The sequence below is a fragment of the Donghicola eburneus genome, assembly GCF_900115865.1.
Lineage (GTDB): Bacteria > Pseudomonadota > Alphaproteobacteria > Rhodobacterales > Rhodobacteraceae > Donghicola > Donghicola eburneus.
Genome location: NZ_FOXY01000003.1, coordinates 84,994 through 101,496, shown reverse-complemented (window position 1 = coordinate 101,496; position 16,503 = coordinate 84,994). Strand labels below are relative to the sequence as shown.

At 58.4% G+C, this 16,503-nt stretch carries 12 protein-coding genes; 5 read left to right on the top strand and 7 right to left on the bottom strand.

Going from position 1 to position 16,503, the window contains the following annotated elements; all coding sequences use genetic code 11:
• Positions 1-116: 116 nt before the first annotated feature.
• Together BM225_RS05800 and BM225_RS05795 are read left to right on the top strand one after the other, a co-directional pair.
• Positions 117-881: a hypothetical protein gene (locus BM225_RS05800; protein WP_072708373.1), complete on the top strand. Its 765-nt coding sequence runs from the start codon at positions 117-119 to the stop codon at positions 879-881.
• Positions 878-1,600 (top strand): PDZ domain-containing protein, encoded by a 723-nt coding sequence (locus BM225_RS05795; protein WP_072708375.1) that lies wholly within the window; start codon positions 878-880, stop codon positions 1,598-1,600. The genes BM225_RS05800 and BM225_RS05795 overlap by 4 nt, the downstream gene beginning before the upstream one ends.
• 140 nt (positions 1,601-1,740) lie before the next feature.
• On the opposite strand, the gene rpoN is transcribed toward BM225_RS05795, so the two are convergent.
• On the bottom strand, positions 1,741-3,057 hold the full coding sequence (gene rpoN / locus BM225_RS05790) for an RNA polymerase factor sigma-54 (protein ID WP_092463984.1): 1,317 nt from the start codon (positions 3,055-3,057) through the stop codon (positions 1,741-1,743).
• Positions 3,058-3,245: 188 nt separating this feature from the next.
• On the bottom strand, positions 3,246-4,712 hold the full coding sequence (locus BM225_RS05785; protein WP_072708378.1) for a flagellin N-terminal helical domain-containing protein: 1,467 nt from the start codon (positions 4,710-4,712) through the stop codon (positions 3,246-3,248).
• A 239-nt stretch (positions 4,713-4,951) separates the two neighbouring features.
• Here BM225_RS05785 and BM225_RS05780 point away from each other — a divergent pair, with 239 nt between their 5' ends.
• The 3 genes from BM225_RS05780 to fliD are packed head-to-tail and all read left to right on the top strand — an operon-like array spanning position 4,952 to position 8,643.
• The gene (locus tag BM225_RS05780; RefSeq protein ID WP_072708380.1) at positions 4,952-5,716 is read left to right on the top strand and encodes a motility protein A; all 765 of its coding nucleotides are present in this window, start codon (positions 4,952-4,954) and stop codon (positions 5,714-5,716) included.
• 30 nt (positions 5,717-5,746) lie between these two features.
• Positions 5,747-6,937 carry a flagellar motor protein MotB gene (locus tag BM225_RS05775; RefSeq protein WP_072708382.1) on the top strand — a complete coding sequence of 397 codons (1,191 nt, stop codon included), beginning with the start codon at positions 5,747-5,749 and terminating at the stop codon, positions 6,935-6,937.
• Positions 6,938-6,987: 50 nt separating this feature from the next.
• Positions 6,988-8,643 (top strand): flagellar filament capping protein FliD, encoded by a 1,656-nt coding sequence (fliD, locus tag BM225_RS05770; protein WP_072708384.1) that lies wholly within the window; start codon positions 6,988-6,990, stop codon positions 8,641-8,643.
• Positions 8,644-8,715: 72 nt separating this feature from the next.
• Here the strand turns inward: fliD and BM225_RS05765 are convergent, their stop codons facing one another.
• From BM225_RS05765 to BM225_RS05745, 5 genes are all read right to left on the bottom strand, one after another.
• Positions 8,716-9,810 carry a sigma-54 interaction domain-containing protein gene (locus tag BM225_RS05765; protein WP_072708386.1) on the bottom strand — a complete coding sequence of 365 codons (1,095 nt, stop codon included), beginning with the start codon at positions 9,808-9,810 and terminating at the stop codon, positions 8,716-8,718.
• Between the two features lie 153 nt (positions 9,811-9,963).
• Positions 9,964-10,776 carry a lytic transglycosylase domain-containing protein gene (locus BM225_RS05760; RefSeq protein WP_072708387.1) on the bottom strand — a complete coding sequence of 271 codons (813 nt, stop codon included), beginning with the start codon at positions 10,774-10,776 and terminating at the stop codon, positions 9,964-9,966.
• A 32-nt stretch (positions 10,777-10,808) separates the two neighbouring features.
• Positions 10,809-12,053, bottom strand: a complete 1,245-nt coding sequence (gene flgL, locus BM225_RS05755; RefSeq protein WP_072708389.1) for a flagellar hook-associated protein FlgL — start codon at positions 12,051-12,053, stop codon at positions 10,809-10,811.
• Between the two features lie 7 nt (positions 12,054-12,060).
• Positions 12,061-16,182, bottom strand: a complete 4,122-nt coding sequence (locus tag BM225_RS05750; protein WP_072708391.1) for a FlgK family flagellar hook-associated protein — start codon at positions 16,180-16,182, stop codon at positions 12,061-12,063.
• The gene (locus tag BM225_RS05745; protein ID WP_072708393.1) at positions 16,182-16,493 is read right to left on the bottom strand and encodes a rod-binding protein; all 312 of its coding nucleotides are present in this window, start codon (positions 16,491-16,493) and stop codon (positions 16,182-16,184) included. The genes BM225_RS05750 and BM225_RS05745 overlap by 1 nt, the downstream gene beginning before the upstream one ends.
• Positions 16,494-16,503 lie beyond the last annotated feature (10 nt).

Genomic DNA, 16,503 nt, shown 5'->3' with positions numbered 1-16,503 from the left:
TCTGAATCTGATAACGGCCCCGGACTGGAAAACTTTAGCGCGTGCGCCCGGCCGCGGATGGCATGGAACATGCATTCCTATGCTCCAAAGGGTCCCCTCAGCCGTCAGGAGCCACCATGAACAAGAAGACCGCCTCGGACGCGACCGAGACAGAAAACAGCGAAACCACTGAACTTCAGGAAGCCATCAAACTGGCGTTGGAGGCGGCCGAAGCTGCCAACGACGCCGCTTCCGAGGTCTCTCGGCTCCAGAGCGAAACCTCTGCCGCCGCAGCCCGTCTCGACCGCTTTGGCGCACGGTTGCGCCCCATGATGATCGGCCTTTTGGTCGGAGCAGGAGTATCTATCGCCTTGGGTGGACTGGTTTATTTCAAAACGCTCGCCGAAATGCGCCGCACCAGCGCCACGCAGATCGAGGCTCTGGCCATTTTTCAAGAGAGCGTCACAGAGTTGAACGGGCAGCTTGATGCCGTTGCGGGCCTGAGCGAGCGCATGGCCAAACTAGAAGGTCTGAGCAACGAAAACCGTGATTTGGTCATGGCTGAACTGACCCAGATGTCAGAACAAATGGCATCTCAGCTTGGCAACTATTCTGACACTGCCGGAAATCTGCAATCCCAAATTGCCACGACTCTGACCGAACGGGTAGATGCGGGCACACAAACGACAGTCGAAGCGATGAAGGCCGGAATCTCTGACCTGCAGCTTGCCCTGAGCAAGATGATCGCCGCTGCAGTGACCAGCACGCCACCGGCTGCAAACACCGCGTCCAAGCCAGCGACCACCGCAAAACCCACACCCAAGCCGCGGACCACCACGACCCGCAAGACGACGTCGAAACCCGCATCCAAAGCAGAACCTAATCCATTCTCATACCCATGACAGACGACACCACCGACACCGAGAATGACCGAAAAGGCAGGCATCTGGCTCTGGCCTCTCTCGAGGTGGGATCCATTGCACTGGGCCTAAAGGTCGGCGACGAATTGATCGCCGTGAACGGATTGCCCTTTGATGGCACCACTCAGGATCTGCGCGACCGGTTCGGGCGAGGCACGCCTACAATCGCGCTGACCTTTTTACGTGACGAGCGAAAGTTCGTGGTCCTATCAAACACCCCCAATCTGGGGCAATGGAAAGAGGGCCGCGAATACGATGCAGAAGAAGCCGAGAAAAAGGCGAAACGCATCCTGCCTGATGGACTGATCAACTGGGAAGTCTATCAGGATGCCAACGGCAACTACGACATCCAGACGCAGCGGCCTTCGACACTGGCTATCGCGCTAACCCCGTTATGGTATGCCCAGATGCGCCTGTGGACGCCACTGGCCATATGGATCGCGACGATCATCGTGACGCTGCCTATCGGCATCTGGGTGATGGTTCTGACGCAAGCGTTGGCGTGGTCCTACTTCTGGAATACGGCGCCAGAGTTCTTTCGCCGCGACCGGATTGAGCGCGGGATGACATTGCTTCAGGTGATCGCCGCAAAGAATGAACAGCGCGTTCATCAGTATATGAAGCGCGAGTTCCCCGAGATGCGGTTCGTTTACGAGCCTATCCAAGAAGAACCCGATATAACCGAGGCCGAGGGGCTCTAAGCTCCTCGGCCTGTCCGTTTCTACAGTCTGAGCCCCCAGACATCCCGAGCCCCCATATATCGCTATGCATATCGACCCTCCGGACACAAAAAAGACCGCCGGAGCGGTCTGATTTGCGTCGGACGAGGGATTAAACCGACTTAGTTGGCCAATTTTGCACGGCGCTTACGCTGGAAGGACGAGGGGATTTTCAGCATTTCGCGGTATTTCGCGACAGTGCGGCGCGCCAGATGGGTGCCCTCATCCGTGATAATTTTCGCGATCGCGTCGTCGCTCAGGGGCTTCGAAGGATCTTCGTCTTTGACCAGCTGCTGAACGCGGTGACGGATCGCAGCCGAGGACGACGCCTCGTCACCATCGGTCGACAGCGCGGTGCTGAAGAAAGTTTTCAAGCCAAAAGTGCCCTGAGGGGTCACGATCAGCATGCCGGTGGTTACGCGGCTCACGGTGCTTTCGTGAACGCCAACGGCCTCGGCCACGTCCTTGAGGGTCATGGGAACGATGTGCGCGGGACCATGCTCGAGGAAAGCGGCCTGACGGCGCACGATTTCTGCACCCACCAACAGGATAGTCTGGTTACGGTGTTCAACCGCGCGGCGAAGCCAGCGAGCAAGGCTCAGACGCTCGCCGACGAACTCGGTTGCCGTCTTGTCACGGGTGACAGTTTCCGCTTTGGCTTCGTCCACGACAACCGCAGGCAGGGTCGAGCGGTTCAGGTCAACCAGCCATCCCTCTTCGCCTTTGGACACGATCAGATCGGGCTCGCGCTGAGCGATATCACCGTAGATGAAATCGGCACCGGGCTTGGGGTTCAGGCGGCGCACTTCTTTCAGCTCGTTGCGCAGCTCTTCCATCGAGCAGCCACAAGCGCGGGACAGACCGTTCAGGTCCGCGGCCGCCAGCTTTGGCAGGTTCGACAGGATGCCCGACATGATCGGGGTCAGCATATTCTTGTCTGCAGCTTGCAGGGTCAGGCACTCGGCCAAGCTGCGGGCAAACAGACCGGCGGGGTCTACCTGCTGAACGCGGGCCAGCATGTCTTCGGCTTCTTCCATGGTGATGGCGGCACGGAATGCGATGTCTTCCAGGCTCTCACCCAGCCAACCGCTGGGCTCGATGGCTTCGAGGAAACATTCGGCAACAACGCGATCGCGAGGGGTGTCGAACATAAGATCGAACTGTGCAGCTACATGACCATAGAGGGAGGGAGCGTGGTCAGCGGCACGGGCAGTCACATCGTCGTAGTCAGAGGCAGACCGCTTCGACAGAGCAGGTTCACGCAGACGGTCGCTGGTAGGACGCGCAACTTCAACAAACGGATTCTCTTCCGCCTCGGATTCGATGTACGACTGTAAGTCAGTGTTGCTAAGCTGAAGCAGGCAGATCGCTTGCTGAAGCTGAGCGGTCATTACAAGTGACTGACGTTGGCCGAGTTGTTGAGTGTAGCTGAGTTGCATGTCGTTCCCTCCTGGAATGACCCAATTAGGGCCCCAGTGAGAGATTCTCGCAAGGCAGCTTATTTGACACCTAACGGTGATCCTTTCGGATATTTTAGCAAAAAAATGAAAAAATTGTTAATCCCTGATTTCAAACAAAAAAGTCCGGCGCGGGGGCGCCGGACTCTCTTTTGGCTGTCAATTTTACGTCAGCCGCGGAGCAGCGACAGGACGTTCTGGTTCGAAGCGTTGGCCTGAGCCAGCATCGAAGTTGCCGCCTGCGACAGGATTTTGCCGCGTGCCAGGTCAGACGATTCTTTCGCGAAATCGGCGTCCTGGATCTGGCTACGTGCTGCCTCGACGTTGGTGGTGATGTTGGTCAGGTTCGAGATGGTGCTGTCCAGACGGTTGGAAACCGCACCAAGGTCAGAGCGAGACTGCGAGACTTTGGACAGAGCAACGTCCAGAACCTTAATCGCCTTCGACGCGCCCTCGGCAGTGGTCAGATCGATGTCCGACACTTTTTCCAGAGTCGAGGTGTTCGAGTCAGAGTCAAGAAAGTCAACGTCTGCGCCAGCGTTCTCACCCGAGACGGAGAAAGTCTTCATCGAAGTGAACTCAACCTGACCTGCAACAGTCGCATCACCAGCGCTACCGTCGGCTGCCAGAGTCTGCGACGCGTTGTCCGAAGTACCGTCACGCTCCAGTGCGGTCACGGTCATGGCCGATGCAGGTGTGGTCTGCTGGTCTTCGAAGCCCGAGATCGAGATGTCCGCACCGGTTTTGTCGGTCAGGATGATCGAGCTATTGTCGTCGCCCATCTTTGCAGTCACGCCGGTGGTACCCGCTTTGTTGTTGATCGCGTCACGCAGACCGGTCAGGTCGGTGGCGTCGGTCACAGCGACGGTGCCGATGTCGGTGCCGTTCACTGCGAAGCTGACGTTACCAGCAGCAGACAGCGAGATTTCAGCGTTGGTTTCTGCCGAAGCGTCCACACCGGTCGAAGCCGACACTTTGTTCACTGCATCGGCCAGATCTTTTGCCGAAGAGTTTGCAGCAACCGAGATAGTCTCTGTGCCGGTGTGACCAGTGATCGAGATATCTTCTGCTGCGATGCCGTTGTCGGTTGCGTCAGCGTTGCTCTTGATCGAGGTGCTGAAGGTGTGTGCACCGATCTCGGTCGAGTGGACGCTGTCCACGTTAACTTCGATCGACTGGCCGGTGTCCGCACCGATCTGCAGCTGCTTGCCGGTGAACGAACCGTCGAGGATCTTCATACCGTTGAAGGTGGTGTCGGTTGCGACGCGGTTAACTTCGGTGATCAGCTGCGAACCTTCTGCAGCGATGTTACCACGGTCGCTTGCGGTGTTGGTGTCGTTCGACGATTGAACAGCAAGTTCGCGCAGACGCTGCAGCATGGAGGAGACTTCGACCTGGGCGCCTTCGGTGGTGTCCAGCAGGTTCTTACCATCGTTCGCGTTGCGGACCGCTTGGTTCAGACCCATGATCTGCGAGGTCATCTTTTCTGCGATGGCCATGCCCGCCGAGTCGTCCTTTGCAGAGTTGATCCGCATACCGGTCGACAGACGCTCCATCGAGGTTTCCATGGTGTTGTTTACGCGGCTCAAGCTAGCCTGAGCATTGATTGCGCCAATGTTCGTGTTGATGATGGCCATTGTGCCGTCTCCTGTGTTCGGTGTTTGTGTGCGCCCCTCGGCGTCTGGTTATTGGAACGGCGGCTCGGCCAAATTTGTTTAAGGTTTTTTTTCGGGGCTCCGCGATTTATCCACAAGGCGTTGAATCCATTGCGATTCACCAAAAGGGCCCCGATCGCCCTATTTGTCTCTAGTATATAACGCGCGCATGGCATGCCGTTTGCACATTACAGGACGACACTGTTTTGGAGCTACCGGACATGGATCTCGCAACTATTATCGGCTTCATCGGCGCCATTGGCATGATCGTGGGTGCTATGATCTCGGCGGGCGGCGTTGGGCCGTTCATCGACGTGCCCTCTATTCTGATCGTTTTCGGCGGCGCCTTCTTTGCTGTTATGTATACCGCGCCCATGGGCGTCTTTCTGGGCAGCTTTGGCGCAATGGCCAAAGCCTTCATGCCCAAGGCACCCAAGCCTGAAGAACTGATCGAAAAGATGGTCGAGCTGTCTAACATGGCCCGTAAAGACGGCATGATGGCGCTCGAAGGTCAGGAGGTCCCTGACAAGTTCTTTGAAAAGGGGCTGCAGATGCTGGTCGACGGTGCAGACGAGCACAAGATGGCCAAAATGCTGAACCAAGAGATTACCTCGATGAAGGCCCGCCATGAATCGGCACAGGGTGTTCTAAAGGCTTGGGTCGATATTGCGCCTGCAATGGGCATGATCGGCACACTGATCGGTCTGGTGCAGATGCTTGGGAACATGGCCGACCCCAAGGCGATTGGCCCCGCAATGGCGGTGGCCCTGTTGACCACTCTATATGGTGCGTTCATCGCGAACGTTCTGTTCGGGCCCATGAACACCAAGCTTGAGGGCTACACCTCGGACGAGATCGCCTACCGCGAGATGGTGATTGAAGGCCTGCGCAACATCGCGCGTGGTGAATCCGGCCGTAACGTGCAGGACAATCTGGTCTCGAACCTCGCGCCCAAAGCCCAAGCCAAATTCGAAGACGCCGCCTGATCCAATCTGGCGCAATAGAGAAACGGACCTATGGCAAAGAAACCCATCCCTCTCCCGATCCCGGTCGAAGAACCCAAATCCGAGGATTGCCCAAAGTGCCCCCCAGTGGGTGCTCCGGCGTGGATGGCGACATTTGCGGACATGGCGACGCTTCTTATGGCGTTCTTCGTTCTTATTCTGTCATTTGCTGAATTCAACCAGCCCAAGTTCAAAATGATCGCGGGCAGTCTGAAGAACAGCTTTGGTGTGCAGAAACAGGTCCCCGTGATCGAACAGCCCAAAGGCACAACCGTCCTTAAACTCGAATTTAGTCCGTCGCCTGACATGTCTGTAATCGACGAGATCAAACAAGAAACGACCGAAACCGAGAAGAAACAGCTTGAGACTAAACCCGATGAGACCGAGGGCGATGGCGCCAGCGGTCAGGGGGATGAACAGGCGCAGGCTCAGGAAAAAGCCATGCAGGAATTGGCCGAGGCCCTGTCCGAGGCGCTGCAATCCGGCGCAGTTCAAGCCGAAGTCGAAAACGGCGAGGTCAAACTGAACTTCAACGAACAGGCCCAGTCGTCCGAACAGTTGGCCCAGCAGTTGAACGAAGCCGCCGATGCCGTTGAACAGGCGGCCGCACAGACCGGCGCAAGCCCTGATGACGTCAGCCTTGGCGGTTTGGCCGATGATCTGCGGCAAATGGCCGACATGGCCAGCGGCACCGGACAGCAAGGCACCGATAGCGGTGACGGGACCGGCGGCGCCTCTGATGGTGAAACCCAGCGCAAAGCCGAACTGGCAGCGGCCGAACTGACCGTCGCGTTGCGTCAGGAAATTGGCGAAGGCCTCGTGACCGTCGAACAAGAAGACGGCAAGGTCAAAGTCACCGTGGGTGCAGGCGGGGCCTTCCCTTCTGGCACGGCGGATCTGACCGCGCAGGCCCAAGAGATCATGTCGCGCATCGCCTTTGAATCCATGGAAGACAGCAGCGAGATCGTGGTCACTGGCCACACCGATGATGTGCCTGTGGGCGCAGGGTCTGAATTCCGCGACAACCTTGGCCTTGCTTCGGCCCGTGCCTCGAGCGTCGTACGTGAAATTGCGAACTCCGGCCTGATTGATGCATCGCGCATGACAGCCGTGTCCAAAGGCGAAACCGACCCGATTGCGGACAACTCCACCGCCGAAGGCCGCGAACAAAACCGCCGTATCGAAATCGAAATCAAGTACTAGGCCTAATCCTTTTGGCCGTTGAGCCGTAAAGAAGGTCAGGAGGGTGCAGCATGGTCACCGACATCATAAGTACTCTGAACACCGGCGGGTCCGGGCTGAACATCACCCAGCTCGCCGAAGATCTGACGAACGCAGAATATTCTGTGAAGAAATCGATCGTGCAGGATCGCTCTGACTCTGCCGAGCTTTCGATGACTGCGATTGATCGACTCAAGTCGCAGTTCACCGCCCTGCAAGGGTCGGTGGAAAACGCTGCGTCGGCATCCGCCACGGCGATCAGCAGCGACAGCGCCGCCATCGTTCTGACAGCAGAGCAGGCCGATCAGCTTCGCCCTGGCACGACCACAATCGAGGTCGAGCAGATGGCGCAGCCGCAGGTTCTGGCTTTTGGTGGCTTTACGGGCCTGACCGAAGAGCTGAAAGCTGGCACGCTGACCATCGAGTTCGGTGCATGGGATGACGCAACGCCTTCAGCCTTTACCGCCGATGCCGCGCGCACCGCAGAGACCATCAATATCACCGAGGGCATGACCCTATCAGACTTGGCCGAACAACTGACCGCCCTAGAGGGGACTGCAGCCCAAGTCATTGATATCGGTGACGGAACCTTCTCATTGGGTGTGCTAGCTGACTATGGTCTGAACAACGCGATCCGCATTACAGCCGTCGACGACGCTGCAGCGACCACTGGTACATCTTTGGCCGCGCTCGACATGACGGATCAGGTCGAAGACGTACAGATGCAGGCCGCCTCAAACGCAAAATTCACGGTCAACGGCATCGCGATCACCCGCGCCTCGAACGAGGTCGACGACGTCATCCCTGGCGTCAGCTTTAATATCGCGGGGTACACTGGCGTGCCTGCAACGGTGACCGTGGCCGTCGATACCGAAGCTGCGAAATCCGCGATGCAGAATCTGGTGGATGCCTTCAACACTTCGATCAGACTCGTCGACGAGTTGGGCAGCCGCGGGTTCAATGGATCGGAAAAAGGTGATCTGGCAGGCGATCCTGCAATCAGCACACTGCAGCGTCAGATGGAATCCCTGATTGCCAATGGCATCGAGGGCTTTGGCGACCGACCGCTCTATCTGGCTGACATCGGTGTTCGGACGGAACGGGATGGATCGCTTTCGCTCGATATGAACGTGCTCGAAAAGGCGATGGAAGAGAACCCAGAGATTTTCGAAGCCATCATGCGAGACGGGGTCAAATCCAATACGGCGGGCGTGACTGTGTCGGGTGATCCGTCGGCCTCGGCGGCGGCGGGGCGTTATACCGTGACCCGCGATCCGATCACAGGCGAAGCCTCTATTGACGGCATCAACATGTCCAACAAGGGCACGGATGACGACGGCATGACGACCTACGTGATGAATATCGGTCCCCTCAAGGGCCTGACAATCACAATGGAGGCCGCAATCGAGACGGCGACGTTCGACTTCGGGCGCAGCTTTACTTCTGCTGCAGGCAAGCAGATCGAGGACTGGCTTTCGAACAACGGTACCCTCGCCCGCCGCGAAGACGTCTTTGCTGACCAGATCACAGATGCTTCCATCGAGCTCGAAGATCTGGACTCCGACGCCGATGCCCGCAAAAGCTACTATCTGACCCGCTTCACCCAGATGGAGATGATCGTCACGCAGTTGAACTCAACGGGCGACTATTTGACCAGTCTGGTCGATGCCTGGAACGCTCAGGACTAAAGCTTGCGCTTGCCTCAAAAAACAAGGCCGCCCGAAAGAGGCGGCCTTTGTCTTTGAGCGCAAAGGATGGACTTAATTCATCATCACCGCTTCACGGGTGATCGACAGTTTTTTCATCTTTTCGATCAAGGTGGTGCGCTGCAGACGCAGGGTACGTGCCGCTTGGCTGACGCACCCGCCATTTTTACGCAGCGCCGCGTCGATCAAGCGCTCTTCGATGTCACGCAGGTAGCTCCGCATGTCCACGCTGCCTTCGGCTTCTAGGATGGTGCGAATGGCATCCTGATCGTCGCCTGCAATGATGGTGGGCTGCATGGTCACGGGTTCTGCCGGAACGCTGGTCATCCCTTGCGAGGGCAGCAGAACATTTTGCACAGCCTCGGCGGTGACAACGCGGCCAGCAAACAGAACTGCGGCACGTTCGAACATGTTGCGCAGCTCGCGCACATTGCCCGGCCACGAGTGCGCAGACAGAGCACGCAAGGCACCTTGGTTAAAGTGCGGAGGCATCGCGTCGGGGTTGCGGTCCTGCTGGCGACCAATCATCGCCTCTAGGATCAGCGGGATATCATCGGTGCGCTGGGACAAAGACGGCACGCTGACGGGAAAGACGTTGATGCGGAAGTAAAGATCCGAACGGAAGCGGCCGGCCTCGGCATCCGACGCCAAAGCGCGGTGCGTCGCTGTCACCAGACGGAAATCAACATCAATCTCGCCTCGGCCACCAACACGCTGAATGCGGCGGGTTTCCAGAACACGCAACAATTTGGCCTGCAGCGCCAGCGGCATATCCCCGATTTCATCCAAGAACAGAGTGCCCCCCTGTGCCTGTTCAATCCGGCCAATGCGGCGCTGATCCGCACCTGTGAAGGCGCCCTTTTCATGGCCGAACAGCTCGGACTCCAGCAGGTCTGCAGGAATGGCCGCGCAGTTCACAGCGACCAGATCACCAGAGCGACCCGACGCTTTGTGCAGTGCCTCGCAGACCAGTTCTTTGCCCACGCCGGTTTCGCCCTGCACCATCACGGGCGCTTCGGTGGGTGCAACCACGGAAAGGACTTGCTTGAGTTGCTGCATCGCAGCGGAACGACCGATCAAGATACGATCCAGAACCGAGATTTTCTTGGTGTCCACATCACTGACTGCGGTTTGCCAAATCTGGGTCATGGTACGGGCCTTTGGTCTAAGTTCGACTTACACCCTGAACTTACCGACTCCTTCGGTGGGGCTCATAGCTGCTCATTGGTTTTTTTAGATCGCCAAAGGGATAGTTTTAAAAATCTATAGGTCCGGTGACTATTCTGCAAAGGTAGCGGATTTCTAGAAACCTATCCCATGGCTCGCCTTAAGAGAGGCAATTAGGGCCTGCGCATCCTCACGGCCGCTCACGGAGCGGTCGAAATCAAAAACCTTTGGGGGAATCGCTTTGGGGCGAGATTGTGGCATTTCCGGCAGATTGCCGGCTGGAAGATTTAGTTTGCCGACATATCCGGTTAAATCGCCCAATGCAGTTCGCATCCGGCGCGTTCCCGATTCTGTGATCGGAGCGGAGGCCAAAGTGACTTGCTCGGTTGGGAAGCCGTCTTTGCTAAAGGCGCTGAAGGCCGTCTGAACCTTCTTCAGGTACTTATTTCCAAGGCTATCGGTGGCCGAATGGTAATGTTTCACAGCCTCGTCCCAGCCGCCGTGCCTATCCTTTAGCGTCGTCAGAAAGCGCGCAGCATAGGCCGTATTTGAAGCTGGATCGAACATATCCTCAAGTGACGCAAATGCCTCTCCGTGCCAACGGTAGTTCACCTGCATGCAGCCGACATCGATACTGGTCAGTCCTTCGCTCATGGCCTGCCGCATTGCAGCAATCGCTTCGTCTTTAGTGTCGAAGTAATAGCCCTTGCCCTTGATATTCAGGGTCCACGGCCATGCGCCAAAGCCGCGTCCACGGCGGGTGTGGCCAGTTTCCGTGCGCGAGATCGATGCTAGAAGATAGGTGGGAATGCCTGCATCCTTTTCCGCGCGCAGCGCAAAAGCCTCGCAACTTGGCGTGCGGGCCACAGCAGAGCCCGCCCCAAAGGCCGCCAGAAAAGCAGCCAAGAGGACGGCACCTGTCTTGGGAAAAGAAATGCGCAGTGTCATACCGCCCCTTCTGCAAGGGGCGGGCCAGTTGCCTAGCGCAAGTAGTCGAAAAGCGACGACTGACTGATTTTCACGTAGCTCGACTGGGATGCACTGCGGGTCGTCATCAGGGACTGCACCTTAGTGATCGCTTCGGCGATGTCCAAATCCTGCAGGCCGCTGATCGCCTCGTCCATGATCACACGGCGGTCGATAACCAGCGCCTGATAGCGGTCGACAGATTGCCCCTGAGAACCAACAACCGCCCGCATGTTTGCGATGTGCGAAGACAGCGAGGTCACGTCATCAATCATGCCGGTCTTGGTACGCCCAGGCGCAACCATCCGCATCGTGTCGCCGTCCACAGTGACCTTGGCCAGTTCACCCACCTTTGCGGGGTCAACCTTGAGTGCGCTCAGGTTCACGCCGGATGGGCCGGACAAGACCATGCCTTTGCCGTCTTCGCTAAATGCGGCTGTAACGCCAGTCTGCGAGCTGACTTTGTTGATTGCCGCAATCGCAGGCGCAGGCTGACCGTTGACCAGCTCTGCATTGATCGTCACGGCTGCGGCACCCTCACCCAAAGTAAACGACCAGTTGGATTTGCCCTGTGTCGACGTCAGATGCATCTCCATTGAGGTATCGGTCTGGATGTTGTCATGCAGCGTTTCGTTGTTCTTGAGCGCGAAAATAAAGTCATCGACGATCTCGAACATACTGCGAATTTCGCCAGAGCGGGTGGGTACGGCCATAAAGGTCTCATTCCCGTCCACGCCGGTTGCGACGCTCGCGCTTTCGGACACGCGCAAGGTGTGCTTGCCGCCATCGCCGATGTATTTCACACCCTCGTCCGTATCTACGAACGGATCGCCCCGCCCCATGAAACCACCGAACAGTGGGCGGCCCGTGTCATCCCGCAGGTTCGCCTGAGAGATCAGCGCCTCGCGGTATTCGCGGACTTCCAGCACCAGCGCAGTACGCTCATCTGGGGTCACGTTGGCGTCCGCCGCGCGGACCGAGATGGTGCGCAGATATTGCAGGATGTCGATCGTATCGCCGAGCGTATCGTCGGTCAGTGACAGACGCTTTTCCGCGATGATCAGGTTGCCTTCGAACCGGTCCAGCATGTCTTTCTGCTCTTTGGCGACCGACAAGCGCTGTGCCCGTACCGCGTCCGCCGAAGACCGCGGGTCTTCGGTCCCCCGAGAAATGTCCTCTTGCAGACCTGCGATCTTGGTATCCAGACGATTGAACGCCCGCGCGTTCAGCACCTGAAAAAGAGAGGTTCCGAGTGTCATACTATCCTCACAGCGCGTTCAACAGGGTGTCAAACAGGGACCGAGCCACCGAGATCACCTGAGCGTTGGCCTGATAGGCCTGTTGTTGCGAAATCAGGTTTGCCGCCTCTGTATCTAGATCAACGGCACTGACTCGCGCTTCTGCAGCCATTGCGCTCTCCAAAAGCGAATTTGCTGTTTCTTTTCTGGATTCAGCGCCTGCGACTTTGCCGCCGACGTCTGTCACCATTTCGTTGAAGATGGCGGTAAAGCCACCCAGTCCGGTGTCCGTATTCCGCATCTGCAGGTCAGCCAGACGCTCGACCGTGCGCGAGTCCGCATAGTCGGGCTGGGACGGATCGATCGAGAACATGTCGCCGGTCTGGTAGCCCTTGGACAGGGTCACGCTGTAGCGGCCGATCTGCGCGTTTCCATTGGCGTCCAGCGTACGCTGCGCGATCTCGTCGCCGGTCTCTGCGTCATACAGCCCGATCAGGGCGTTATCGCCATCCAGAATACGGATTTCGACCGGACGGTCGGCCTGCGCGTCCAGACGCGGCGTCACATCTGCCGCAAGCTTGGTCGCCCCATTGGAACCCATCGCTACGATCAGCTGTTCATTCGGCAGATTGCTCAGCGTCAAACGACGACCAGAGGATTGCATCTGGCCCGTCACGTCCAGAATACGGTTGTCGGTCGCGTGCAGCTCTAGCGCGCCATCCGACGTCACCAGTAGCGAGGTGTTCGATGTCCGGAAACCCAGATCCTCGGCGCCTGCCTGCGGGAGAATTTCAATCTCTCCGGTGCCTGCGGGGGGCGTGATAGTGATCCGCTGAGTGGCCGCGTCATAGGTGACACCGCCCGGGAAACCGCCCGCGCTGACAGAGATCGCCCCTGCCCCGCCATTGGTCACGCTCATGGTATAGCTGGTGCCACCGTGGCGGAAGTTCAGGGAATGCCCGCCTGCAGCGAGGGTCTGGATGTTAATCTCGCCGCCGATAGCTTCGTTCGAAATCGTATTGGACGCGCCCATGCCAAAGGCCGCAACGTCGCCAGGGTTCGCCGCGACCTTGAGCATCGCGCCATTCAGCGCGCCATCTGCTGTCTCGATCACCAGCTGATTGGACCCATCGAAATAGGCATTCAGGCGGCCTTCTTCGGGGCCGGTGACTTTGGGTGCGCCGCCCGCCATCGAGATGGCGTAAGTCTGGTCGCCCAAGGACACGCGCATCATGGTGCCTTCGGCTGGGATGGTGCCGATCGCTTCGCCGGTCAGACGGCTGGAGGGCGACCCTTCGCGCAGCGCGGACGCCATACCGTAGGCCGCATCAATGTCATCCATCGCGCCAAATTCAGCGGGATCAAAGGTTGCACTGATCGTGCCTGCTACTGGATCATCGATGTTCAGCGTGTAGAACGCAGACGCCGCCGTCTGGGACAAACCGTCATCCGAGGGCCCGTCCAGCGCCGCATCATACGAGAAACGCATCACCTGCGTCGCACCTGCGTCCTGAATTTCACGGGTTGCTCGGCCACCGTTGAACGGATCCGCTTCGGCGCCGATCGACAGCGCCCCTTCGGACACGCTGAAGTCATCCTGCGCCGCAACCGAGACAGTGCCGACAGCCTTGAGGTTATCAAGACCCGATGCGCCCAGCGACACTGTGCCCAGACCAAGTGAGTTCCCGAACGCGTCCACCTTGTCCACCACCATTGAACCGCCGGTGCTGTGGGTGAAGAGCGAAAGGTTGATGTCTGCGCCAGTGTCGCTGGTCAGCACCAGTCGACCCGCGGACGGGTCGATCTGTGCCTTTACCCCTGTCGAGGGGCTGGCGAGGTTGATCGCTTGCGCGAGTTCGGTCACGTCGCCGCCATAGACGTCCGCGTCGATCTGGAAGGGCGTGACGTTGTCGCCCTGAATTTTGAACCGGACTTTGCCGTCATCGGGGAAATCCAGCGTGATGTCCGTGCGGGCTGTGACGGTCGCATCGACCTCTGCCGCAACAAGGCTGGCCATCTGCTGCGCACTCGTGCCTGCGGGCACGTCGATGAACCCACCCTGCAACGCGTTCACGTCCAGCGTCACCGCAGGCGTGATCGGTGCAGTGGTGTAGGTCGTCCATGCTTGCAGACCTTGGGTTTCACGCATGGTGGCGACGTAGTTTCCGATAGCGCTGGATTGCTCCATCGTGATGCCGCGATAACCTTCGGGGTTGTTCAGGTCGGCCATGCGGTATGTCGCACCGGGCAGGAAGCCGTTAGCCTCTGTTAGGAACGCTTCGGCCTCGGCTGGGTCCATCGGCGCGCCTGCGATCTGCAGGCCATCGCGGGTAAACACAGCCAGATCGGCGGCCTTTTCGGGATCGGACAGAATCGTGCCAGGCACGGCGCCTGCGCCTGTAGTCAAGGTCGCGGTCACGCTGGTCGAGGCGCCAGCCACGTCCAACATCACCTCGGTGCCATTTGTGGCCAGTCGGCCGCCCAAGTTGCTGAGTGCTTCGCCATCATCATTTAGGATGACGCCGTCATTGATTTGGCTGATGAAGTCCGCTTCCGTCAGCGGCCCGGACGCGGTGAAGTCATGGGGAACCCCGTCGATCACCACGTTCATCGCAGAAATGGTCGCGCCACCACTGGCAAAGCTTAGGCTGGCCTGACGGTCCAGCGAGGCCAGCGTAAAGGTATCGGTGCCCTCGGGGATCACACCGACGACGCCGGCGGACAGGAACTCTGCCGCATTCAGCGCGTCAGGCGCGGTCAGCGCAGACATCTGCCCCACGCTCGTGACTTCGGCCACAGAGCTGGCCACGACAATCTTGGCATCGCCCTGATTGGCAGAATTCGCAGTCACAGTCGAAGGCGCCGCGCTGGCGATGTGCGATGGCTTCTTGATCAGGAATGCGAGGTCAGCCGCATTGCCTTCGCGGCGGGTCAGATCAATCCGGTCACCGTTCTGAGGCTTGCCCGCAAAGCTGATGACCATGCCGGGCAGCGTGATCTGATTGTTACCATTGCCCAGCTCCGTTCCGCCGGAATCATAGGCTCGCCAGACGCCCGCCAGATGGTCGCGGACCAGATCCAGTGGCCCTTCGAGCATAACAGTCGGATCGGTCACGGTCACTTCGGCGGTGCCCGTGCCACGGTTTACGATCGAGTTCTGGACCTTCCAGCCTTCCATCGAGAACATGTCGCCACCGGGCGCACCGTCCAGATCGATGCCTTCGCTGTGGATCGAATTCATCTGGTCCGCGATTGCCTTGGCCCAGTCGTTCGTATCGGTCAGGGCAGAGTTGATGACGCCAACGGCCGTCGACATACCAAAGAGTGATCCACCCGACACCGCGCGGCTCTGAGAGGTCTCGTCAGGATCTTGGGGGATAATACGAACGCGGTCGATGTTGACCTGTTCCAGCTGCGAAACATAGTCGCCCTCAATTAGAACGACACCGCCCTTGGCCTTGCCCCAAGACAGGGTCATCATGTTGAAGTCGTCGATTTCGACGTGAATATCGTTGATCTTGGCCAGATCGGTCAGCAACTTGTCACGGCGATCAAACAGCGGGTTCAGCGCGGCGGTATCCTGCGTCACAGCAACCTTTTGCTGCAACTCGCCCAACTCCTTGAGCATCAGGTTTGCCTGATCGATCTGCAGCGCCGCGTCTTCGGTCGTGGTTGCGACCATGTTCTCCATGTCTTTGGCCAGCGATTTTACCCCTTCGACAAAGGAGTTCGCCGTGTCGATCATGATCTGGCGCAAACCTTCGTCAACGGGGTCACCAGCAACACTGGCAATCCCGTCAAAGAAGGTGTCCATCATTTCCAGAACGCCGCCATCCTGAGGGGTCAAACGTGCCTCGAGGAAGTTCATTGGGGTCAGCGCCGCCTCTTGCACTTCGACAGCACCAGACGCCGTGCGCACGCGCTCGGCCAGAATGCTGTTGAAGGCGCGCTTAATCTCGCTGATGTCCACACCTTGCGACTGCGTGCCCGAATGGATCGGACTCATTTTGCCGCCGCCGATTTCCTCGGAGACGGCAATGCGCCTGTGGTACCCTTCGGTATCTGCGTTCGCGATATTTTCACTGGTGACCTGCAGTTTCGCTTGCGCCGCGCGCAAGCCACTGCGGCCGATGTCCATGATGCCGCTCATTATTTATCGCCTCCGGGGACGAACTGCGCGAATTGTTTATAAAGGGCGGCGCCAATACCAAGGCCTGTATGGCTGGCGCCGATCTGGGTCATCTTTTCATCCAAGAGGCTCTGCATCGTATCGACCGATGAGCCCCCGAGTAGGTCTTCGCCTAAACTGGTTTCGCGAGCGGTCTTCATCACCTGCTGCATGAACAGCGCTTCGAAAGCTTGTGTCGCTTCCTTGAGCTGCTGATGCTTGGTGCTGGCCGACGTGACGTTCGTCGTCGCAGAGTACATGCGCAGATCGGATGCTTTGGTCGCGTCTATCATGGCTGTCTCC

What these genes read in the sequence shown, in the direction of transcription:
- BM225_RS05800 (WP_072708373.1), top strand. Translation starts at nt 117, where the DNA reads ATGAACAAGAAGACCGCCTCGGACGCGACCGAGACAGAAAACAGCGAA.
- BM225_RS05795 (WP_072708375.1), top strand. Translation starts at nt 878, where the DNA reads ATGACAGACGACACCACCGACACCGAGAATGACCGAAAAGGCAGGCAT.
- rpoN (WP_092463984.1), bottom strand. Translation starts at nt 3,057, where the DNA reads ATGCAACTCAGCTACACTCAACAACTCGGCCAACGTCAGTCACTTGTA.
- BM225_RS05785 (WP_072708378.1), bottom strand. Translation starts at nt 4,712, where the DNA reads ATGGCCATCATCAACACGAACATTGGCGCAATCAATGCTCAGGCTAGC.
- BM225_RS05780 (WP_072708380.1), top strand. Translation starts at nt 4,952, where the DNA reads ATGGATCTCGCAACTATTATCGGCTTCATCGGCGCCATTGGCATGATC.
- BM225_RS05775 (WP_072708382.1), top strand. Translation starts at nt 5,747, where the DNA reads ATGGCAAAGAAACCCATCCCTCTCCCGATCCCGGTCGAAGAACCCAAA.
- fliD (WP_072708384.1), top strand. Translation starts at nt 6,988, where the DNA reads ATGGTCACCGACATCATAAGTACTCTGAACACCGGCGGGTCCGGGCTG.
- BM225_RS05765 (WP_072708386.1), bottom strand. Translation starts at nt 9,810, where the DNA reads ATGACCCAGATTTGGCAAACCGCAGTCAGTGATGTGGACACCAAGAAA.
- BM225_RS05760 (WP_072708387.1), bottom strand. Translation starts at nt 10,776, where the DNA reads ATGACACTGCGCATTTCTTTTCCCAAGACAGGTGCCGTCCTCTTGGCT.
- flgL (WP_072708389.1), bottom strand. Translation starts at nt 12,053, where the DNA reads ATGACACTCGGAACCTCTCTTTTTCAGGTGCTGAACGCGCGGGCGTTC.
- BM225_RS05750 (WP_072708391.1), bottom strand. Translation starts at nt 16,182, where the DNA reads ATGAGCGGCATCATGGACATCGGCCGCAGTGGCTTGCGCGCGGCGCAA.
- BM225_RS05745 (WP_072708393.1), bottom strand. Translation starts at nt 16,493, where the DNA reads ATGATAGACGCGACCAAAGCATCCGATCTGCGCATGTACTCTGCGACG.